The following is a 23,939-nucleotide window of genomic DNA, read 5'->3' as shown; positions in this document are numbered from 1 at the left end:
TTTTGTATTTTCACCAATACTATCCAATACTTCTTTATTAGATACAGTAAGTTATGAATGGTCTATGAAAAATCAAAAAATACAATTTAAAATAGATGATTGGGTGTTTTATCCATACGAAGACAAGTTCGTTTTGCATGGAGAAGATATCGTCATTGATAACAGGCTATCCAAGCTTTTTCACTTCTTATGTGAAAATCCCGACACCGTGTTCTCAAGAGACGAACTTATTAACGAAGTGTGGAACGGGTCAATCCTAACAGACCAAGTTATCACTCAAGCTATTTTTGAGCTAAGGAAGATACTCAAACAGCACGGCAACCACCCATATGGCTACATTGTCACGGTTCCAAAACGTGGATATAAGCTCGATGCGACTGTTGAAAAAGTCATAGAAACACCTCAACCTGTCATCGAAACCACTGATTCTGTCTCTGAAAAAATTGATGTTTTGCGAGACGAGTCGGCACCTGAAACAACCGATATTGTTCTCCCTGAAGCAGGAGCAAGCACGGAAGTCGAAGCCTCAGCGGCTGAGCCAGTACGTCAACGCCCCGCCATGCAAACTGCAACAAAGAAAACTGGTTTTAGGAAGCGCTGGATTGCAACCGCGGCATTACTCGTTATCGGCATAGGTGTGGGTGCAAGCTATCTGCACGTAAAACAAAATGATCGAGCCGCTGCAAAAGTCATCGAGCCCATTGCCACACCAAGTTACCTATCTCTTGAGCCTCGTTATATTCACGTCATTCTTGAAGATGGAGTCCTACGCGATGATCTGAAAGTAGGGTTTACCAAAAAGCTTTTGGAACTGCTAAAAACCTATAAGTATTATCGTGTCATCTATGACGGTCCAGCATCTAAAGTAGCGGCAAATGAACTTAAATTTGCAGCATCCAAACGCGATAACCAAGACTACATTGAAATTGAATACGTGAATCGCATATCTGGCCATAAACATCTTGATCGCAAATATCGAGTTACAGAAGACATGCTGAAGCCGTCTTTGAAAAAGTCGTTAGACGATTTGTTGGATTCATTTAATATCGAAATTGAAAAGTCACTAATCGCGGATTTGGTCGATGAACTTCCTAACGAAGCTGCATCAATTGAGTCAGCTTTGACGTCAATTGGCGCGTCTTATCATGACTATACTCATACCAGAGCCATTGAGCTCATTGAAGAGGCCAAAAAACTTTCGCCAGACAACCCTTACGTTGTCGCTACCGGCTATATTTTTAACGTGTCCAGAATGTACCTTGATCCGCCACACAACATGGCACAATATCTAGAGCAGTTAAACACAGAGACTTTGCTGAAGTTTGAACAGTTTGCTAGCGCCAATCAAACTACGCCAAGAGTTCTTGAAGCTAGTGCTATGATGGCGTTGACCAACGATGAACCATTGCAAGCGAAGACCATATTACAAACCATTCCTCATGAACGGCGCACTGTGTTTTTCTATATTTTAAATGCGAAAGCCTCAGAACTAACAGGCAATAGAGACGCGGCTGAAGAGTTCTATTACCACGCTGTCCTAGAGTCCTCAACTATTCAAGTTCTAAATCTATCTGAAGTGTTGTTCTTCAATAGCGACCTTTCCGATATCAAGAAAAAGGTAGAAACAAGCTTAAGCGAGAATGACGCAGTATAAGTCAAAAAGGGCAGCGTGGTTAATACCACACTGCCCTTCTATTTACGGAGGATTTGGAACAATCACTACCATCGATAGGTCAACATAGCCATTACGCTTTTTCGACCTTCACCAATATTAGCCTCAGCGGAGACACCATAGCTTCTCGCTAAGTTCCAGTTAAAGCCAACAATGCCTGACCAATCATTCGTATTGTACTGATCAATGCTGTAACTCAAGCCTTGGATATCTAACGCATCTGTTTCACTTGTTGTACCGGTGTTATTCATATACGAAACACCAATGTATGGACTAAATAGACCCCAGTTTTCAATGTGATAAGACCGTCCTACACGAGGGCTCACAGCAATGGTTTGACTCGATGTACGACCATCATCAGTTTGAGACCATGTATAACTGATTGGTAACACACCAAAGTATTCTCCAAAACCAGCAACAAAGTTCGTCGATATTCCATAGTTCCAACCCTTAAATTCTGGAGAAAAAGATAGAGAGGGTAGGTTGTTCAATGCATTCGATAACTTGTCACCACAGTAGTCATTGAAGCGGTTACACGTCACTTTAGAATTCGCTAACTTGTCAGATAACGTACCAGGGAACACCGAGCCAGGTATTGTTACATTAAGATCCGTATTACCATCAAAACGCCCTACATGGGCGCCTACTTGCATGAATGGAAATAACCAAGCGGCTGCTCTTAGTTGCAATGTCGCAGTTTTGACATCAGGATTGCCAAAGTCGATTTGGTTTAAATCAACCACATCACCTAATGACACATTGCCTACATTAACATTTAGATTATTAAAGCCAATATTCTGCTCAGTATAAGTAGGAATAATCGACAATGAAAAAGGCAACGGTAAATCAAAGCCCAGGTCAATTGCATTCTGAGCGTAAAATGGAAGCGCATGTTGCCATTTCCTATCGAGCTTTTTCTGTTCTGTTAGCTCTTTAGTTGCTACAACATCACCAGTTCGTGTTGCATTTCTCGCTTCTCTTCGTGCCTGCTTAATATCCTCTCTCGATTGCAACCAAATATCTTCATTATTTGGCATTGTGCTATCCGCATAACTCGGTGAAGAAATAATGGCGAGAAGAATTGTCGACAATACTGCCTTTTTCATTCTGATTACTCTTATAATGGTTAATATATCGTGATCATGTATTTTATTTAGTACTCACAAATATATTGAAAACTGAGATTAGTTAAGAATTGTGTAACCACGCTCTTTCATACAATTGCGCATAACGGTATCTTTCTCACTTTGATAATTCGCTTCAGCTTGTTGTTTTTCAGCAGAACTGCCTAATACACCTGTTACTAAACCAATTCCTGCGCCAATTCCTGCGCCTTCTGAACCAGAACCACCACCAATTGCGGCTGCACCAGCACCTAAGGCAGCAGCACGTCCCATATGTTTAATCGTAGTGCGTCCTGTACCTTCAACATTTTGCTGTTGTACTTGGTCACTTAATTGTTGACATTGATACATATCTGCACTGTATTTTTCTTGGTCAATACCTTTTGTATCGATGATTAGATTATCGGCAAATACTTGAGGAGAAATAATTAAACCGATAAGGAGAGTTAGCTTTAGACTTTTCATGTTAATTCCAGCTTGTTGGTTGATTTACAACTACTCTAACTGAAAATTCCGCTACAAAAATCAACGTAAAATAAAGGTTAAATAATAGCTTTTTAAACCTCATAAAAATCATAAACCAGCTAGATAAAACCTCATAAAGAGGCGATAAAATCCCAATAAAAACACATAGTAATCCATTGTTTTACATGTAAAAAATAAAATGTAGCAGAGTCTAATTTATCCATGATTACAAGTGGTAACTCATGACATAAACTTCTCGAAAATTCTAATTCAACAAATACATCGGAGAAGAAATGTCAGCTTCATCATATTTCACCAATGCAGAGTCTAAAGATAGTCTCTCGCACTACTTAGGCTCAATTAGCAAGTATCCATTACTTAGTGAAGAAAAAGAAAGGACACTAGCTAATAAAGTAGTTACAGAAAATTGCTCACAATCGTTAAATGAGCTGATACTGCCTCATTTAAGATATGTTGCTTACATTGCCAAAAATTTCGTTGGCTACGGTATGTCTACTTTAGACATTATTCAAGCTGGCAATGTTGGACTAATAAAAGCAATAAAGAAGTTCAACCCTGCTCGAGGAATTCGATTAGTTTCTTTCGCTATTCACTGGATAAAGTCAGAAATTAACGAATACATAATCAAGAATTGGAGCATGGTAAAAGTTGCAACAACGAAAGAACAGAGAAAATTATTTTTTAACTTGAGAAAGCACAAAAATGATTCTGGCTGGGTAAGTGAAGAACAAGCGAAAGATATTGCGAAAAATCTAAAAGTACGAGTGAGGGATGTATTTGTAATGGATGGACGACTATCTAATAAAGATAAACAGTTAGAAAGTCATAATTATGATGAAGAATTTCACTGCCCATATACTGAAGATAATTATTTTCGCGAGCATCGCGACGATTTCGCAGACAATCATGAAGAAGAAAATTGGAGTAACCACCTATCTTCCGAGCTAAAGATTGCAATACAAAAGTTAGATGAGCGCAGCAAAGATATTATTTTTCATCGATGGCTAACCAACGAAAAAGCCACACTCTCAGAGTTAGCAGACAAGCACCAACTATCCGCTGAGCGAATTCGTCAAATTGAAGTCGCCACGTTAGCAAAGCTAAAGAACCTAATGGGTCACATACCGATGGCTAACGCAGCCTAACACTGTCATTACAACAATATTAACTACCTTTACGGCATTAGAATGAAAAACACATTTAAAATTACACCGCTTATTTTATTAGCCATAGCTAGCTCGGTAAAAGCGGATACTTTGACTGAAATCTACGACTTAGCTAAGCAAAACGATCCTCAGTTACTTAAAGCTTCTGCACAAAGAGACTCTGCCTTTGAAGCCATTAACTCTACTCGAAGTGCACTACTACCTCAGATCGACCTAACAGCAGGCTACGCGTATCAAGATAGCGATCGTCACACAACCGACGGAAGCACCACGGATCTGAGCTTAGGATTGTCCCAATCCATTTATGATCGCAGCAGCTGGATAGCCCTCACTATCTCGGAGAAAAGTGCCCGTGAAGCCGATGCACGCTATGCGTCTACACAGCAACAAGTCATCTATAACGTCGCCGAGGCGTATTTTAATGTATTGCGTGCCGAAGATGACCTACGGTTTATTCAAGCCGAGAAACAGGCCGTGGCAAAGCAACTAATGCAAACCGAACAACGTTTTGATGTTGGTATTGCTCCAATCACCGATGTACAAGATGCACGAGCGCAATATGACAGTGTTCTAGCTCAGGAAATCCAAGCCAAAAACAATGTCGAGAACGAATATGAAGAGTTGCGAGCCATTACAGGACAACAAGCGAGTAATTTGGCTGTGTTAGATACTGCTCGATTCTCTACTTCGTTACCAAGTAAAAACGCTGATCAACTCGTCGCACAGGCGACAAATGAGAACTTAGATCTTTTGGCAAACCGCATTCAAAAAGATGTTGCCAAGGAACAGATCTCTCTCGCTCAATCTGGCCATCTACCGACTATTTCACTGACATCGAACTATAGCTATACAAAAAACTATAACGAACCTAATGACCCAGTGACGGGTGCACAAATGGATGACGATGAAAACCTATTTAACCTAGGAATTTCGATCGATTTACCAGTGTACTCTGGTGGACGCATCACATCTGAAGCCAAGCAGGCTGAATATCAATTTGTTTCTGCGAGCCAAGATTTGGAATCGACGTTCAGAGAAGTACAGAAAGATGTTCGAGCCATTAATAATAATATTCGTTCTTCCATCGGTTCTATCCAAGCCTATAAACAGTCAGTTATCTCCGCGGAATCAGCCCTTACCGCCACTCAAGAAGGCTTTAATGTTGGCACCCGCACTATCGTCGATGTTCTAGAGAGCACTCAGAACGTCTATCAAGCAAATAAGAACCTGTCTGACGCACGCTACCAATACATTTTATCGCAAGTGCAGCTCAAGCAAGCGATAGGAACTTTGAGCGAGCAAGATATCGTAGACATCAATGCTGGACTAAAGAAGGTCAACTAAAGCAGTTCCTTCATCAATTACGCCCATCCATTGACTGGCATGGGCATGTTTTCTACAAGGAACATGAACAAAACTTCGGATTAACAATGAAAATAACAAGTAAAAACGTGCAGCTCCCACCTAAAACGACATCACTTATTGCAGATAAATATCAACACTTAGTGGGCCGTAATTTAGACCTACTCTTTAGTCGTTGTGAGGTCGTCTTTCATAATGGTTTTGGCGATTATGAGGTGTCGTTAAAGGTGCACTTAGAAACACAATCTTTCTATGTCCTTCGCACTGATTTGCTACTCGATAATGCTATTGAAGACGCTTTTCTGTCGCTATATTACAAAATCGAAAAATATGAAAACAAGTTAGCCGCTAAACAGTTTTTTCGTTCTAAACTTCAGAAAATTCTACGATTTTTGAGTAGCGGCAAGGCGAGGCGTTCAGCAAAAATTACTTACTAACGTTGGGTTGGATTATGCAAGAAAGATGGATGTAAATGAGCTGGGTGGTTTATGGATAGGAAGAGTCGGCATTATTGGATTGATGTTTCCGATAGCCTCGCATCCTGCGAGGCCGATGATCGACTTAGCTGCCAATTAAGTTGAATAAACTCGCATCATATGCCGCTAACATCTTTTCAAACAGTCCAATCGGGACTGCGTAGTAGACTAACGTATTCTTGGACAATACAGCAATTGCATTACCATCACATTCATTCAATACTTCAGTGGGCTCACTGTTCATTCTTTTAGTAAACGTGCAGTAATCACCTAAGATTATATGTTCATCAACGCCCACTTCGCTCGACATATCTTTACCTCTTTACATTGTATTTAGAGCAATTGTTCTAATAATTTTCTCAATACATTTAACTTCATGATAGTTAATGTTTTTCCACAAATGACTGCCACTTTGAGAACTCAACCAAACCAACGCCGAATGATGTCTCCATAAGCATAAGACAGATGACATGCTGCTTTTCCATATAGCTGAAGTCGACAGAAGCGAGAACAGGCGTTGATCAGTGGCTCACCGCATTTTTATCAATGAGTTAAAACATGCGGCAAATTAAACCTAAGAAACGAGCAACACATCTAAACCTGCTACGCTTCGCATGCTTCTTTCTAACGTTCCTTCCATATTGACCACACTATGATGCTTGCCCAGTATAATCAGATCAGCGTCCACAATTTCTATTACAGCATGCATCTCCCGGCTAACATCACCGTTTTTAATGTAGATATTTTCCTTCGAGATCGGGTAGGCACTCACGATAAATTCCAGCTCCTTTGTATCGTGTTTTTGCTCAAGTTCGGCAACAAACTCTCTATAAATATCTCCCCAGTATGCTAAAGAATATGGGTTGTATTCCACATTTGGGTGAACGTAAACCAGACTGATTGTCGCTCCTAAGCTAAATGCTAGGTCAGTGGCATTTTTGATGAGCTCAGCGTCACTATGCTCGAAGTCTATCGCTAAAAGTATATTTTTGTATTTCATATTACCTCAAGAATTTTCAATCTATTGATTGGTGGATTTTTAATCCAAACATTCTTTAAGTTAATACGAGGAAGAATCTAATAAATAAGATAGCGATAATATCCTGATAGTATTTCCACTGGAAAGAACTGTTTTTTTAATAAAACCTAAAAAACCAAAACAAAAGCTAAACGCCCATCAACAAGACCACATAACCAACTGTTTTAAAATGAATATTTTTAATTTATACAGTGTTTACCTACTAATGATTTAGAGGTAAGCGGTTTGTTTTAATATTTTGCCTCACCTAAAAACACTAATACTCACGTATCTATTTTAATGGGAAATATAAATGCAAATCACATCTATGCACGTTGATATCACTCCATCTATGAAAACACTTATCGAAGAGAAGTTTGCTCATATTCAAGGGCACTTTCATTCTATCGATCAAGAAAAATGCCATATTATCTATCATGAGAGTTATCGTCTGTTCGAAGTTGAGCTTACTGTACATCTCGATCATGAACAGTTCTTCACCAAAAAGTCTAACGCGACATTCGCAATTGCTCTGCAAGAAGCGACCCAAGCAGTTTTACACTCATTAGAAAAACACAAGACTAAGCTGTCTGCTAAACATCAGAACCATCACCACAACGAACCAATGTAACGGTCTGCCAATGATAGAAAAATACCAAACATATCATTGCAACCTGTGTGGCAATGAAGTCGAAGTGACATGTGTTGGCGGTGGTCAATTGACGTGTTGCCAGCAGTCAATGCAAGTGAAAGAGATGGATAGCGTCTCTATCTATCTTAAGAAAGCCTTTGAAGGCGAGGCAGTGGCGTTTACGAAGTATAACTTATACTCGAAGCTCGCGCGAAAGTCAGGCTATCACCATATCGCTGATCAGCTTGCACATATTGCCGCCAATGAACTGGTACACGCCAAACTTCATTTCAAACATATAGAACAACGCACGTTAGGATCTCGCTTAACCGATATTGCCGCTGCGTTAAAAGACAGCATCGATGGCGAAAGTTTTGAATCTGTCGCGTTTTATCCTGAGTTGTCTGAACTCTGCAACTCGCACGGTGATTCAGTAGTCGCGGGTCACTTTCTTAATATAGGGGCGATTGAGAAAACGCATGATGAGCGTTTATCTAATTTACTCTATCGACTTGAGTCAGGTTTTGAATTCGAGAGCCTAATACCAACTGAATGGATTTGTGAAAAGTGTGGTCACACACACATCAGCCCCAAGGCATTCGATGAGTGTCCCGTTTGTCACCATGATAAAACTTATCAAAGACGAATGGCGGAAACTAGCCACCGGATTGCGATTTTATAGCCAGGAGTAATTTTGAGTAAACGTATAAAAAAACTCGTTTTTGAGGGAGTCGTAGGCTTGTTTTCTCTGGTTACGATTTTGGCTTATGCCGCAAACGCTCAGCCAGAAAACACTGGTGAAGTGACACTTTCACAGCCAATTGCTACAGCTAGTTTTGAGTCTACTATGACGTGTTCAGAGTTCCTCGAATTAGACTACGACCTGATGCCTGTAACGTTAGGTTACCTAGTTGCATGGAATCATAAATCCAATAGTGAAGTGCAAGTGTTCGATATCACTCAATTAGATGCTATTGAAATTGATGAAATCGTCGACCAATGCCACAAAGCTCCTGCTGCACGAGTACACAAAGTTGTCGCAAAGCAGCTCGCTGATGCTAAATCGGAACAAATCGAAAAATTACTATAGGTATCAATGATGAATAATTCTAACGTTGTCGCAATTGCACACACACATCTGGATGCAAAACATATTGTAACCACCTTAGTCGACCAGGGATTTCCTATAGAGTGCATATCTATCATTGGGAAGGGCTATGAAACGGAAGAGCACGCTACCGGTTTCTACAACACAGGCGACCGCGTCAAAAACTGGGGGAAAACAGGTGCCTTCTGGGGCGGGATTTGGGGCGCACTTGTGGGCTCTGGCTTATTTTGGTTACCGGGTATCGGGGCGGTTGTTGCCGCTGGCCCCATTGTGGCTGCTGTTGCAGGTGCTGTTGAAGGCGCTGCAATAACAGGCGGAGTAACAGCCATCGGTGGAGCATTAGCCAGTATTGGTATTCCAAAAGACACCATTGTCAAATATGAAACCGCCATCAAAACTGACAAGTACTTAGTCGTATTCGATGGTGAAAGTGAACAACTAAAAAAAGCACGCAACTTTGTCCTAAACCACAAAGGCAGCACACTTTAATCCAATCGGCACATGGATGTGCACTTCCTATATATTAGCTATAGTCCTTTGATATGTTTCATTTTATTTTTTTGTTATTTAAATTATAAATGACTTACCGCCATTTGATGCCTTTGCTCTATGACAAAGTTACACTCTCTCCCGTACTGAAACGGGTTGAGAACCATCATTAGGTAGCCGTGATTTCTACTTAATGATGGTTTGACACCTTTCTAATTTAAGTCACAATTTTACTCCAACCATACCCACTGCATTATCAACTACTAGCCTTTTCTGATGTTAGTGCTATCATCGCTAACGATGACACCTAACCAAACACTATCTGGAGGAATTTGATGATTGTAATGCGTACCCACTTGGTAAAGTTGGTTTAATAAAGCGAATTAATTAGCAAACAACACTCTCATTTCGTTTAGAAATCGATCATACTTTACCCGGTGTTCCTTTACCGGGGTCTTAGTGCACCCGCACACACTTACATCGGTAAGTACCTGACCCTATTTAAAATTGCATATTTTGTGTATTTTTAGGTACTAACAATGAGTTCTATTTTTACCCATCCAATCTCAATTAACGAACTTGGTTGGAAAACATTTTTTCAACAGCAACTGACATTAGAAGAATACGACGGTATCGTCCTAGGGCGCGTCATTGCGCATCATCGCAGCGGATATGTTGTCTGTACGGAACAACAAGAGTTCCATCTAGAACATCACATTCATTATCCTCAGATGACGGTTGGTGACTGGATTTTACTCGATGAACAACATCGATTTCTTCGCCTTCTTGATCGCCGTTCTTTGTTCAGTCGCAAAGCGCCTGGTTCAAAAGTAGATGAGCAATTCATTGCCGCCAACGTAGACACGGTTTTTATTGTTTGTTCGCTCAATTACGACTTCAATCTAAGTCGGATAGAGCGTTACCTCACTCTGGTGAATGAAGCGAGATCCGAAGCGGTTATCGTGCTAACCAAAGCAGATCTCTGTAACGATGTAGATGACAAGCGACAACAAGTACAAGCGCTTGACCCATTCTTGATCATAGAAACTGTGAACGCACTGGATAGCGATACATTACAAGGATTGCGCTCTTGGTGTGGCAAAGGACAAACCGTTGCCTTCATGGGCTCATCTGGCGTAGGTAAATCCACTTTGGTTAACACCCTGATGGACGACCAAGCACAGGCAACAGGGTCAATTCGTGAGGATGATAGCAAAGGTCGTCATACTACGACGTCTCGCTCGATGCACAAGATGCCAGAAGGCGGTTTGTTACTCGATACCCCTGGAATGAGGGAAATTCAGCTAACCTCGAGTGAAGAGGGATTAGCAGAAACGTTTAGTGACGTTGAACTTTTGGTCGAGCAGTGTCGATTTAGTGATTGCCAACACACCAATGAACCCGGCTGCGCTGTGCGTAAAGCACTTGAGAATGGAGATATCGACGCAAGGCGCGTAGATAACTACTTTAAACTCATGCGAGAACAAGCTAGAAACAGCGCTTCATTAGCGGAGAAAAGAAGTAACGACAAACAACTTGGCAAGTTTTATCGTTCTGTTCAAAGCGAGAGTCGACATCGTAAAAAAGGCTATTAGCATTAGTCATTTAACGTTGTAAATATGAATCAAAAGACCGCTTTTACGCGGTCTTTTTTTGATAGAGCTTTACGATACACTTTCTAATTTCATATCAGTAATACACGTATTATCCATAATACTTGTTCCTATCACTTTGGTTGCTTTCTTGCCTTTATAGTTCACTATAATCTCAAGGTGTTCTCGGTCCCTAGGTAACCATAAGTCAATGAATCCGTTAGGATTGGTTTTAGCCATTTTGAATAAGAGCTGCCGATGACTATCCTTATCATAAACGGTGACGCCCATTTTCTCGTTTTGCAACTCACCTGTACACCCCGTCGGTAAGTGCATATCACAAGGGTGCATTTTGTTTAGATAAGGTGCAATTGAGACTAGGAACTCCTTCTCAAGTGGCACTGCCCCAAGGCTGCCATCTTTGAACTGTCCAACAATCTTTGTTGGTTTCACTTGAATAGAAGCTTCACCAGTACGAAACATAGCATTCGCCTCGTCTAGCGCTTCATGAGGTGTCAGTTTGGAAAACTCTGAACCTTGACTCGCAAACACACCAAAACTCGCTAGCATTGAAGCAACTAAGATTAATCTACGCATCGTATTCACCCAAAGAAGTAAGCAAGAGCGAATACAACCACACCAATGATTGCGATGTATTTAAGTGCAGTGCCCATACTTGCTCCGCCGCCTGCTGGCGCTTTATTACAACATCCCATGATGTTCCCCTTCTGTCGTTAGCCTACGAACCAAACTAACCTTTACCCTAGGGGGAGGGTCAACAGAGAATATTGATAAAAATTCATATAAAACAACCCAGTATCTGATAAACGATATTCCATTTATGATCATTTCGAATGGATTGGCTGTAGAACTGGGCAGATGAGACACACAACAGTCCCTCTAGAATTTTCATTATCACGCTGATGTTTTGAATACTGCGTTGTACAAAAACATCAATTTGGTAACATTTATCAAAACAATAAACTATAAATTGCAACAAATACCACAAATTTTATCTAAAAATAAATTATATGTAGACACATTAATTTGCATGGATAATATAAAACGCGCAAACACACTTTTTTACAAAATAAAGCCGACCAATCTTCGTCGAAAACTCTTATCTAAACGAATAGGAGTCGTCAAACGACATTAGGTCCGGCACCACTTATACAGGGATAAAAAATGCAAAGTTCTAGCTTGTTAGCTCGCTATGCCAATGGCAACCTGGTTCTCCAGATCCTAGCGGGTATCGTTTTTGGTGTTATCCTCGCACTCGCTTCTCCTTCAACTGCTCAAAGCTTCGGAATGCTTGGTAGCCTGTTTGTCGGAGCATTGAAAGCTGTTGCCCCAATTTTAGTCTTCATTCTTGTTGCAGCTTCTATTGCTAATCAAAAGAAAAACCAAACCACTCACATGCGCCCAATCGTGGTGTTATATCTAATTGGTACTTTCTCCGCATCATTGACAGCGGTATTACTAAGTTTCCTTTTCCCAACGGAGCTCACCCTCGTTGCTGGTGCAGAAGGTGCAACACCACCTCAAGGTATTGCAGAAGTCCTTCACACGTTGTTGTTTAAGCTTGTAGATAACCCGGTCAGTGCGTTAATGAACGCGAACTATATTGGTATTCTAGCTTGGGCAATTGGTCTAGGTTTAGCACTACACCACGCATCTGATACGACAAAAGCAGTGTTCGAAGACCTGAGTCATGGTGTTTCACAGATCGTGCGCTTTATTATCCGCCTAGCGCCATTTGGTATCTTTGGTCTTGTAGCTAATACATTTGCAACAACGGGCTTTTCGGCACTTGCTGGTTACGCGCAACTACTATTCGTTCTACTTACTGCAATGGCGATCATTGCCCTTGTTGTGAACCCAATCATCGTTTATGTAAAAACCAAAGAGAATCCATATCCACTTGTATTCCAATGCCTTCGTGAAAGTGGTGTAACGGCTTTCTTCACTCGTTCAAGTGCGGCAAACATTCCAGTCAACATGACGCTCTGTGAAAAATTAGACCTAGATGAAGATACCTATTCAGTCTCTATTCCACTAGGTGCAACCATTAACATGGCTGGTGCTGCGATTACAATTACTGTGCTAACACTAGCAGCAGTTCATACTATGGGCATTGAAATTGATATCCTGACAGCATTGCTACTGAGTATTGTTGCTGCAGTATCAGCATGCGGCGCATCAGGCGTGGCAGGTGGTTCTCTACTGCTCATCCCTCTAGCATGTGGTCTATTCGGTATTTCGAACGATGTGGCGATGCAAGTGGTTGCTGTTGGCTTTATTATCGGCGTGATTCAGGATTCAGCAGAAACAGCACTGAACAGCTCAACAGACGTAGTGTTCACTGCGGCGGTTTGTAAAGCAGAGCAGAACAAATTGAGCTAACATTGTACTCAAACAAAAACAAAGGGCTGCGCATCGCGCAGCCCTTTTTCGTTTTATAACGACCCGTCTCTACGGGTCTACCTTAATGATGCTCAAGTGGTCTAGCTGATTCAGTAACTCTGACTGATGATTTCCTTGATCAGTCATTACATTACTATCGGCAATACCCAAGTCATTCCATCCAATACCCTCAAGAGTGATATCCGTTTGCTCACCATTGTTGGTGACACTGATAACTGTTGTCGCTGGATCAGTGTTGTCGTTCGGATCATCATTAACCGTAATGGTAATGTTTCCTAGCAAATCACCTAAATTGTCGTGATCTGGCAACAAGTCAGAGATATCCAACTTATCATCACCAATATGGAAATCCGTTACGGTTTGCTCTGCAGGGTTGGTTGTGGTGCCAGCACCTTCCTCAGTAAACAAGAATAAATCAAAGCCGTCTCCACCGGTAAGAATATCGTTACCGCCACCGCCGTAGATAATGTCACTCTCATCCGTACCAATTAACGTCTCAGATGCTCCTGTACCAATGCGAATTTGGTCGGGTAGCGTGAGCTGCTCAGATTGATGTAGAGCCAGTAGCACCTCAGTTGGCGTCATACTGTCCACTTCCTGTTGAGACACACCTAGAAGCGATGTCAGTGTCACACCTTCCAATACAATAGACTGTAACACTGCCCCACTATCACTGATCTCAATAACCGTATCACCAGACTGCTCTGACACACTCAACTGGTCTGTTAATTGCTGGTCAGCTTTAAAGTCGACTGCAGTTAGGTCAACCACATCATGTTTCACGTTTGGATCAGTGGCTGCAAAGTCACGTACATCAAAGTCTTTAATCGTATCCGTTCCAGCGAGACTCGCTGTTTCCCAACGGAAAGTATCTTGCGAATCAGTGTCCACACTAGTACCACCGCCAATAGGAATAGAGTTACCAAATAGCCACTCATCATCCGAGGTTGCGGTAAGAATGTCGTCAAGCGAACTATCGCCAATCTGACCTTTGTTCCCCGTCACTGTGATGGTAATTGGCTGTACGCTATCACCACCAGGAGCGCCATCTGTAGCTTCAATATAGAACGTCTCTGTAGCAGTTTGGTCTCCAGTGAGTGCATTACTGCTGCCAGTAAGTAATACGTACGCCCACACGCCAGTCGCCACGTTGAATGTAAGCGTCCCATACTGGCCTGTCGCAGTGAATGTATCACCACTCAATGTCCCGTTACGCAACGAACGAGTCACCGAGGCACTATCCACATCGGTGATGTTCACTGTTCCGGACACAGAATCAGTCACACCTTCTTGAACACCTTTGGCAAAATCACCAGTGATGCTTGGCGCATCGTTGGTGCCTTGGATGGTTACTTTGACTGTCGATACGGTGCCATCCACAGATTTCACGTTAAAGGTATCATCGACCGATTGGCCCACATTTAAACTATTGAATGACTCGTCTGCAATATACGTCCAGTTTCCATCAGCATCGATAGAGAACGTACCATGATTACCTGCGACATTGGTCTGTTCCTGGAACTTATTGTCAGGATTATCGATATCTAAAGAGGTTAACGTACCACTTGTACTCAGCACCGCGTCTGTTTCCTGCAAGGTCACATCTGCACTGCTCACTGTAGCGGCATCATTAGTACCCGTGATGACTATCTTCACCTCAGAGGTAGTGCCATCAATAGAAGTCACCGTAAAGCTCTCTTCTGCTTTCTGACCTTCTGCTAGGTTATCGAAATTACTCTTAGCGGTGAATGTCCACACGCCCGCTGCCGTCAGGGTAAACGTACCTAAGTTACCCACTGTCCCATTTTGAGCAACAAATACGTTATTTGCATTATCAGGGTCATCTGCCGTCAGCGTCCCGTTAGCCGTTAGTATGCTGTTACTTTCTGTAAGGTTCTCAGTAGCAGCACTAATGTCTGCAGCATCGTTGGTACCGTTGATTTTCACCGTAACAGTCGATGGCGTGCCATCAACAGAGGTGACATTGAACGTTTCTGAGACGCTTTGACCGACGTTTAAATGGTCAAATGACTCTTTAGCAACAAATGTCCAAACACCATTGGCATCAATACTGAACGTACCGTACGTCCCTACTTTGCTGCTAGGCGTAAAGGTATTATCCGCGTTATCAACATCATTGGACGTTAAGGTATCGGTAATTGTCAATGGAGCATCCGTTTCATCTCGCTCCACAGAGCCAACACTTACCGTAGCGGCATCATTGGTACCCTCGATCTTCACCGTCACACTCGTTGGCGTTCCATCGATAGTAGTAACAGCAAAGGTTTCTTCAACACTTTGACCAACATTCAAAGAATTGAATGCTTGGTTAGCCACAAACGTCCATTCGCCGTTGGCATCGATACTAAACGTACCGTATGTGCCTTGCTTATTGTTTTGAACCGTAAACGTATCGTCAGGGTTATCGACGTCCGTTGAGTTGAGATTGCCTGACATCTGCAGCGGTGCATCGGTCTCGGCATGAGTTTGAGACTCAGGAGCAACTATCGCAGCGTCGTTACGGCCTTCGACCGTGACTTCAATTGTCTGCTTGATTGCATCGCCTTGAGCCACACCACCAACCAAGCTCTCAATAAATAGGTCAAAGTTTTCAGTGACTGGACCATCGTTAAGACTGTTGGCTTTATCTTGGTCTAGTACGTACTCCCACTTGACACTTTCCGGTGTATCTCCTGCAATTAGCTTAAGCGTACCGTACGTACCTTGGATTTCCGTCACCATACCGGAGTTACTCAAGCTATAGCTGTGAGTATCGTTATGGTCAACGTCAGCGATCGTCACCACACCATTAGCCGTGCCAGATTCTGCGCCTGCTGGATCTTCATGTACGGTTCCAGTGGCAACGGTATTTGCAGCAACAATGGTTGGAGCGTCGTTGGTACCTGTCACTTGGAAATTGACAGTAATAGTATCTGAGGCACCGTGTTCATCTGTGACTTTCACTTGATAGCTCAATGGACTAGACAGCGTTTCACCTTCTGATAAATATTCAAAATCACCAGTCAGATTAAAGGTCCAAGCTCCGGTCACCGGATCGACCGTCAATTCGCCTCTTGGATCACCAGAGACTACTTGCCAGTGATGGCTATCCGCCACATTAACAGTATCAACATCACCAGAGTCAAAGTTTCCAGTAAGCTGCGTCGTGGTGTTTTCCGTCGCCATTTGTTCGCCAATATCCACGATTTGCGGTGCATCGTTGGTACCGACAATAGTGATATTAATGACATGTTCGTTGGACTCTTCTGTTGCCGTTACGCCAGAACTGTCTGTCGCGACAACACTCACTTGAATAGTTTTAGTCTGCCCTTTGGCTAGCGCATTAATCTCTGGATTGTTCTCGTCAACCACGAACTTCCAGTTACCGTTGTTATCAACAGTGAACGTACCAAAATTTGAGTCTTGTTTTACAGAGAAGGTATGAGTGTCACCAACGTCAACATCGGAGACCGTGACTTTACCTGCCGCGGTGCTACCCAAAGCATCACTTACTGAGCCTGAAGCCGAGCCTGATACGGTTGGTTGATCGTTAGAACCGACTACCGTCACTTCTACTTTTTGAGTCACTTCAGCACCGAATTGATCGGTTGCGCGTATTGTGAACTCTTCCGTTACCGTGACGCCTTCACCTAATGATTGAACATGAGGCTTGTCGTTGAATAGAACGTATTTCCAAGTATTTGTAGATGGGTCAACGGTAAAGTGGCCGTAAGTACCATCCAAATTAGTAGGGTCTAACGTAACAGTATCGTTAGTATCAAGATCATCTAATACAATAGCCTTAGTTACTGATACGGTTGTTCCATCGCTATCGATGACGTCTTCAGTCACCGTTCCATCAACAGTGGTCATCGTAGGTGCTTGGTTTTCACCCTGAATGTTAATGGTTAGAGTTTGTGTTGCTGTTGCACCTTTCGGGTCAGTAACGACGACTGTCCAAGTCTGCTCAATAGTTTCATTCGCACCCAACGCAATAATGTCTGGGTTATTTGGATCGACTTTATAAGACCATGTACCATCAGCATTAAACACCAACGTACCATAGGCATTATTAACGTTGTTAGGTGTAGCAACCCATGTATGATGCCCTTGATCTTGAGTATCAATATCAGTCACAGCAAGTTTTCCGGATATTGTTTGATCAACATCATCGGCAACTATGGTTTCTTCAACATTAGCCTTGAGCGTTGGCGCATCATTTTGACCATTCACATCAATAACGATCTCGAGTGTTTGTGGCAAACCATTGTCATCAACAATAGTTTTTCCATATTGGTCTACAGCGTAAACCTCAAAAACATCGTGCTTGGTTTCTCCCTCTTGGAGTGATTGCACAGCTCTACTGTCATTATCTAAAGTAAAGACCCAAGAACCATCATCATTAACGACAATACTGCCGTACGTTCCATTGCCATCAACTAAAGTCCAGGTAATCTGACTTCCAAGCTCAATGCTCGGATCTAGCACCAAAGGCCCACCTGCGTTATCCGAGCTAATGACAATCTCAGAAGGACCTGTACCTGTTTCATTACTATCGCTATTGTCTTCATTGGCAGTGATAGTCTTGACGATATATTTTTCATCATTCGGGTTAGGGTTTTCGAAGTTTTCGGCTGACCCTATTACCTTCACTTGCACTTCTCGGCGATCCGATTTAGTACTCGCTCCCTCACCAGCTTCAGTATCAGTCACGGTTACGTAGAATGTATCAAACACCTCTTTTTCGGCAGGAAGCTCTTTTGATGGATCCAGTACGTACGTCCATTTACCAGTATCAGGGTCGATGGTTAACGTACCATATTCACCCTGTATATCTTCTACTGCCCATACGTGAGAATCACCTAGATCAGCATCATCTACACCCAGTACACCCGATATAGAATCTGTCACATCTTCGTGCGCTTCTCCGAGCAATACTGTGTCATCTTGAGGTTTTGTAATGTCCGTGTTGTAAGTAATTTCTGGTTTATCCGCAGAACCATTAATCGTGACATTGACGTCTATGTAGAACGGACCAACAACAATTCGCCATGACTCAGTTGCTGTCTCACCTTCATCAAGGCCTTGAACAAGCACAGAATCGTTGTCCAATTCATATTTCCAACCGCCAGTTGCCGTTCTAACAAGCTGCCCATAAACACCACCGTTTACAGGTATAAAGTTCGCACCTTGTGGGATAGGGAAAATGAAAGAGTCTCTATCAACCAATTGTTGATCTTCCGTGACTTCTAGTTCGGAGACATCAACAGGAATGATACCGCCGCTGCCAGAACCATCACCTGGATCTTGTTGACCTATAACATCAATTACGATTTCTTGACGGTTTGAAACACCGCCGTCGTTATCCGTCGCAACAACATAGAATTTTTCTTGTACCGTTTCACCCGCAATCAATGCTTGCGTCGCAGGTAATGAATTATCAAGAACGTAAGTCCATTTACCGTCATTGCCAAGAGTCAAGGTCCCATACGTGCCAACACCCGAAGGAGCGCTGCCCGATGCACCACTACTCTCTATTGACCAACTTACAATAGAACTGTTGTTGTCTACATCAACGGCAGACAATTGGCCATCAGTTCGCGTAAGATCGATACCAAACTGTGCAGCCGTGCCATCTTCAACTACGGTACCTGTTGATTCACCTGAAATAACTGGTACATCATTTCGGCCTTCAATCGTAATCGTAATATCTTGGGTAACTGTTGCACCATTTCTATCTGTCACCAAAATGGTAAAGACTTCAGTCTCGGTTTCACCCTCGGCAAGCGATTGTAAAACATCATTTTTTGGTACAAATGACCATTTGCCATCTTTATCGATTGAGAGCTCACCACTTAAACCGTTATAGACGTTGTGACTTTGTCCTGAAGAAATAACCACTTCGGCTTTATCGTCATTGTCATAATCAGTAAGAACTAATTGTCCCTCAATTGGTGTAGAGTCATCGCTGGTATCATCTGTTCCATTGTCCTCTACATAAGTAGCGGACACGTCTCCTGTGACAACTGGTGCGTCATTCTGGCCTTCAATTTGAATCGTAACGGTTTCAACAGAAGTAGCGCCTTGACTATCAGTTACTTTCACTTCAAAAACATCGGTAACAATCTGCCCAGGTTTCAATGCTCGGATTTCAGAAAGCTTGCTTTGTTGGTCATAGGTAAACGTCCACTTACCATTCGAGTCCATTGTAAGCGTGCCATATTCACCACGACCGTTGTTCGAATCACTGATTTCCCATTGATGAACATCGTCCGCATCAACATCACCAGAACTTAATTGACCCGATGTTGTATATTGACCCGCTTCTATAGCATCTTCAAAAATAACCTTATTTTGAGCGCCAGTGATGTTCGGTGCGTCATTTTCACCTTCGATAACAATCTTGATTTCTTGAATCGACTCAACACCATACTTATCTCTAACCCGAATCTGAACAGTGTCACCACCAGGTAATATGTCTCCCTTATCAAGCGAGTCCACATCTGGGTGGTTATTGTTCAGCTTATAAGTCCATGTACCTGTGGCTTCATCAATACTGAAAGTACCGTATTGACCACTTTGCAATACACTCCAAGAGACGATTTCACCCTGATCTGGATCACCACCACCGATAACATTGTTATCTAGTTGATCTTGGGTCGGAATACCCGCAATGATCGTTCCACTCAAAGCGGCTCCATCTTCTATCACGGTATATTCAGGTTTAATAACAATTTCTGGCTCACTGTTGGTGCCCGCAACGGATACCGTAACAGTAATCGTGTCTGTTAAACCGCCAGCGTCCGTTACTACAACTTGGAAAGTATCTGTTACCGTCATGCCTGGTGGTATTGAGCGAGTAGCCAATGAGTCACTGTCGAGCTCATAAGTCCACTTACCATTATCATCAACCGACAGCTGACCGTAGGTGCCCGTCGCTTTCCCGTTTACTGGATTTTCACCCTGAACCTGCCAAGAATGAGTATCAGTAGAATCAATATCAGATACTGCAAGGTTACCCGTCGCCACTTCACGTCCTGGAGTGTCTTCGATAACACTACCTGTTGTGGTGCCCGCGAGTTCTGGAGCATCATTCGTTCCAGAAATATTGATAGTAATGGTTTGAGTATCAGAACCATTGGATTGACCTGAGCTGTCTTTAACCGTGACGGTGAAGGTTTCCGTTAGCGGTGTATCTCCCGGTCTTAATGCTTGCACAGACGGGTTGCTATTATTGAGGGTGTAAGTCCATTCACCAGTCACTGGATCGATAGAAATGGCACCGAACTGTCCTTTCCCGGTATTCAAAGACCATGAATGTGTGTCATTGGTATCGACATCTCCTGGATCAAGCTGGCCGACAAATTTGATTGGCTGAGAGGGGTCATTGTTAGGGAAATCATCTTCGGTAACACTACCTACAAAGTCTCCGTTAATGACTGGCTGATCGTTGGTCCCCGTGATATTTAGGGTGATGGTTTTTTCGTTAACGGCACCAAACTCATCGGTCACTTTGATGGTAAATGTTTCCGTGACTACTTCACCATGAGCCAATGCTTGTACTTTGCCACTTTGAGCGCTGGACGCTTCAAGATCGTATCGCCATTTGGTGACACCATTGGCATTCTCAAAAATAGTCAGAGTACCGTACTCACCAACACCACCGTTACTATCAGTAATTTCCCAAGTATGGTCATCGTTAGCATCAGGGTCTCGGTCTCTCAAGTCTCCAGAACGAGATTCAACTCCGTCTTCTACTAGGTTTTTGTTACCTGTGATCTTGATATTTGGCGCATCATTAGTGCCCGTAATATCGATGGTTACAACTTCTGTGCTCACTGCTCCGAACTCGTCTGTCACTTTAACATTGAAAGAGAGCTCTTTAGTTTCACCTTCTCTTAAAGCTTGAGTTGCACTTGCGCGATTATTTAGAGTGAATCGCCACTCACCGTTAGGCTGAACTACCAGGTTACCATATGGTGTTGAACCGTTGTCGACAGAGAAAGTCAACTGTGCATCGGCATCGATATCAGTACCGTGTAATGTACCAGTGGCAATTCGTGTACCAGCTACAGAAGTTCCGTCATCTAAATTTCCGGCCTCGACCACCGAACCACTTAAGTCACTTGCATTGGTGAACGTGGGTTGATCGTTAGTACCTTTTACCGAAATAGTAATGACTTCAGTATTTAGCGCACCCAACTCATCTCTTACCGTAACGGTAAAGTGAATATCCTGAGTTTGTCCCTCTTTGAGCGCCTGAGTTTCGGGAGAGTTATTATCTAATGTAAAGGTCCATTGGCCATCTGGTAAAACAACTAAGTTACCAAAGTCACTACTACCGTCATTGACGTAGTACGTTAGATTACTGCCAGCATCTGCATCAGAGCCAACCAACGTACCTGTCGCTTGAGTGACTCCGGAAACAATCGTACCGTCATCATTATTTCCGGCCTCAATTACAGTGCCGGTCAGATTGCTAGCGCTCGTGATCTGTGGTTGATCATTGGTCCCTGTAATATTGATTTTGACGACTTCGGTATTTACTGCACCAAACTCATCAGTGACCTTAACCGTAAATGAAAGCTCTTTAGTTTCATTTTCTCTCAGTGCTTGTGTATGTACAGAGTTGTTGTCTAATGTAAACTTCCATTGGCCATTTTCCTGAACAACCAATTCACCATAATCATTGCTTCCATTATCCACTGAGAACTTAAGCTGAGCATCCGCATCAACATCTGTCGCAGTCAATGTACCAGCAGCAACGGCGACACCCGCAACAACCGTTCCGTCATCTAAGTGTCCGGCCTCTGTGACAGCCCCATTAAGAACACTAGAACTAGTAAATGTCGGTTGGTCATTCGTGCCCTTAACGGTAATGGTGACGGTTTCAGTGTTAATCGCGCCTAATTCATCCCGTACTTTCACAGTGAAAGTAACATCGTGGCTCTGACCTTCTTTCAAAGACTGCACCTGAGAAGACGTATTATCTAGAGTAAACTTCCAGTCACCATCATCGTCGACAACCAATGTGCCATAGTCACTGCTACCATCGTCAATTGAGAAAGTGAGGCTTGAGCCAGCATCTACGTCAGCACCAATCAGCGTGCCTTCAACCTCTGCAGTACCAGTAACTGGCGTGCCATCATCTTGATGTCCTGCTTCTTTTACATCGCCAGACAGATCACTTGATTGGGTTATCGTTGGTTTATCATTAGTACCTGTGATGGTAATTTTGACGACTTCAGTATCAGTCGCGCCAAATTCATCTGTGACTTTTACGGTAAAAGACAACTCTTTGGTTTCATTTTCTCTTAGCGCCTGAGTTAGCGAGGAGTTATTATCTAGTGCAAATGTCCATTGGCCATTTGGTTGAACCACTAAATTGCCATAACCCGTTGCTCCATTTTCAACAGAGAAGGTTAACTTAGCATCTGCATCAATATCTTCTGCATGCAACTGACCAGACGCAGATGGAGCTCCTGGAACAGCCGTTCCATTGTCCAAATGCCCTGATTCAATAACATTGCCCGATAGCTCACTCGAGTCAACAAAGGTTGGTTTGTCATTGGTACCTTTGATAGAAATGGTCACCACTTCATTATTAATAGCACCGTGCTCATCGCGAACTGTCACTGTAAAGTTGACGTCTTTTGTCTGCCCTTCTTTCAGAGCTTGAGTTTGCTCTGAATTATTGTTCAGCGTAAAGGTCCATCGACCATCCGGCAACACAACCATGTTTCCATAATCGCTATTACCATTCTCGATGTAATATGTCAGCGTGCTATCTGCGTCAACATCAGTACCAACTAACGTCCCAGTTGCGACATCCGTTCCAGGCACCGTAACACCAGAATCCGTATGCCCAGCTTCAGTAACGGTAGCTGCGAGAGTACTGCTTGAAGTAAAGGTTGGTTGATCATTGGTACCCGTTATAGTGATGGTCACCGTTTCGGTGCTCACCGCACCAAACTCATCGGTCACTTTCACCGTAAAGCTGACGTCTTTGGTTTCGCCTTCTTTGAGTGCTTGTGTCTCGGTTGTAGTGTTGTCTAGCGTAAAGGTCCATTGACCGTTCTCTTGCACGACCAATTCACCGTAGTCACTGTTGCCATTGTCCACTGAGAATTTGTGGGTTGCACCGGCATCGACATCATCCGCAACTAATGTACCGGTAGCGGTAGATGTGCCTGCTTGAGGGTTACCCGCATCATCGTGACCCGCTTCAGTCACAGCACCAACAAGCTTACTGCTGGCATTAAACGTTGGCTGGTCGTTGGTACCCGTAATGGTGATGGTCACCGCTTGCTCAGTCACCGCCCCTTTATCGTCGGTCACTTTCACCGTGAAAATGACGTCTTCCGATTGACCTTCTTTGAGAGATTGAGTCT

At 42.9% G+C, this 23,939-nt stretch carries 16 protein-coding genes; 10 read left to right on the top strand and 6 right to left on the bottom strand.

The annotated features are described in order from the left end of the window. Positions 1–64 precede the first annotated feature (64 nt). Entirely contained in the window at positions 65–1,654 is a 1,590-nt protein-coding gene (locus tag VME0621_RS23300; protein ID WP_062461819.1) for a winged helix-turn-helix domain-containing protein, read from the top strand. 65 nt (positions 1,655–1,719) lie between these two features. On the opposite strand, the gene VME0621_RS23295 is transcribed toward VME0621_RS23300, so the two are convergent. Both VME0621_RS23295 and VME0621_RS23290 read right to left on the bottom strand, forming a co-directional pair. Beyond that, the gene (locus VME0621_RS23295) at positions 1,720–2,778 is read right to left on the bottom strand and encodes a hypothetical protein (RefSeq protein WP_062461816.1); all 1,059 of its coding nucleotides are present in this window, start codon (positions 2,776–2,778) and stop codon (positions 1,720–1,722) included. A gap of 78 nt (positions 2,779–2,856) precedes the next feature. After that, the gene (locus tag VME0621_RS23290; RefSeq protein ID WP_006070228.1) at positions 2,857–3,261 is read right to left on the bottom strand and encodes a hypothetical protein; all 405 of its coding nucleotides are present in this window, start codon (positions 3,259–3,261) and stop codon (positions 2,857–2,859) included. A 293-nt stretch (positions 3,262–3,554) separates the two neighbouring features. Between VME0621_RS23290 and VME0621_RS23285 the strand changes: the two genes are divergently transcribed. The 3 genes from VME0621_RS23285 to VME0621_RS23275 all read left to right on the top strand — a co-directional run bounded on the left by VME0621_RS23285 (position 3,555) and on the right by VME0621_RS23275 (position 6,247). Continuing rightward, complete coding sequence (locus VME0621_RS23285; RefSeq protein ID WP_006070229.1) at positions 3,555–4,427, top strand: RNA polymerase factor sigma-32; 873 nt, start codon at positions 3,555–3,557, stop codon at positions 4,425–4,427. A gap of 42 nt (positions 4,428–4,469) precedes the next feature. Next, complete coding sequence (gene tolC, locus VME0621_RS23280) at positions 4,470–5,792, top strand: outer membrane channel protein TolC (protein ID WP_006070230.1); 1,323 nt, start codon at positions 4,470–4,472, stop codon at positions 5,790–5,792. Positions 5,793–5,878: 86 nt separating this feature from the next. Then, complete coding sequence (locus tag VME0621_RS23275) at positions 5,879–6,247, top strand: hypothetical protein (RefSeq protein WP_062461813.1); 369 nt, start codon at positions 5,879–5,881, stop codon at positions 6,245–6,247. A 124-nt stretch (positions 6,248–6,371) separates the two neighbouring features. Here VME0621_RS23275 and VME0621_RS23270 read toward each other — a convergent pair whose 3' ends face one another. Next, positions 6,372–6,596, bottom strand: coding sequence for a hypothetical protein (locus VME0621_RS23270; protein ID WP_062461810.1), 225 nt, complete (start codon positions 6,594–6,596; stop codon positions 6,372–6,374). Positions 6,597–6,860: 264 nt separating this feature from the next. Continuing rightward, positions 6,861–7,286 (bottom strand): universal stress protein, encoded by a 426-nt coding sequence (locus tag VME0621_RS23265; RefSeq protein WP_006070233.1) that lies wholly within the window; start codon positions 7,284–7,286, stop codon positions 6,861–6,863. Positions 7,287–7,617: 331 nt separating this feature from the next. On the opposite strand from VME0621_RS23265, the gene VME0621_RS23260 reads away from it, so the two are divergent. From VME0621_RS23260 to rsgA, 5 genes are all read left to right on the top strand, one after another. Next, complete coding sequence (locus VME0621_RS23260; protein ID WP_038230859.1) at positions 7,618–7,935, top strand: HPF/RaiA family ribosome-associated protein; 318 nt, start codon at positions 7,618–7,620, stop codon at positions 7,933–7,935. Positions 7,936–7,945: 10 nt separating this feature from the next. Continuing rightward, positions 7,946–8,617, top strand: a complete 672-nt coding sequence (locus VME0621_RS23255; protein WP_062461808.1) for a ferritin family protein — start codon at positions 7,946–7,948, stop codon at positions 8,615–8,617. A 12-nt stretch (positions 8,618–8,629) separates the two neighbouring features. Further along, the gene (locus VME0621_RS23250) at positions 8,630–9,025 is read left to right on the top strand and encodes an HdeA/HdeB family chaperone (protein WP_038221944.1); all 396 of its coding nucleotides are present in this window, start codon (positions 8,630–8,632) and stop codon (positions 9,023–9,025) included. 9 nt (positions 9,026–9,034) lie between these two features. Further along, on the top strand, positions 9,035–9,532 hold the full coding sequence (locus VME0621_RS23245; protein WP_006070237.1) for a DUF1269 domain-containing protein: 498 nt from the start codon (positions 9,035–9,037) through the stop codon (positions 9,530–9,532). Between the two features lie 539 nt (positions 9,533–10,071). Further along, positions 10,072–11,127, top strand: coding sequence for a ribosome small subunit-dependent GTPase A (rsgA, locus tag VME0621_RS23240; protein ID WP_062461805.1), 1,056 nt, complete (start codon positions 10,072–10,074; stop codon positions 11,125–11,127). A gap of 69 nt (positions 11,128–11,196) precedes the next feature. Here the strand turns inward: rsgA and VME0621_RS23235 are convergent, their stop codons facing one another. After that, positions 11,197–11,721, bottom strand: a complete 525-nt coding sequence (locus VME0621_RS23235) for a CueP family metal-binding protein (RefSeq protein ID WP_006070239.1) — start codon at positions 11,719–11,721, stop codon at positions 11,197–11,199. A 588-nt stretch (positions 11,722–12,309) separates the two neighbouring features. On the opposite strand from VME0621_RS23235, the gene sstT reads away from it, so the two are divergent. Continuing rightward, the gene (gene sstT, locus VME0621_RS23230; protein ID WP_006070241.1) at positions 12,310–13,527 is read left to right on the top strand and encodes a serine/threonine transporter SstT; all 1,218 of its coding nucleotides are present in this window, start codon (positions 12,310–12,312) and stop codon (positions 13,525–13,527) included. A gap of 69 nt (positions 13,528–13,596) precedes the next feature. Here sstT and VME0621_RS26725 read toward each other — a convergent pair. After that, positions 13,597–23,939: VCBS domain-containing protein (locus tag VME0621_RS26725; RefSeq protein WP_065311746.1), on the bottom strand; the 10,343-nt coding region annotated here is incomplete at its 5' end.

This window comes from Vibrio mediterranei (genome assembly GCF_900088415.1).
Lineage (GTDB): Bacteria > Pseudomonadota > Gammaproteobacteria > Enterobacterales > Vibrionaceae > Vibrio > Vibrio mediterranei.
Note: the sequence above shows the minus strand (reverse complement) of the source record. Positions and strands in the feature narration are given on the sequence as shown.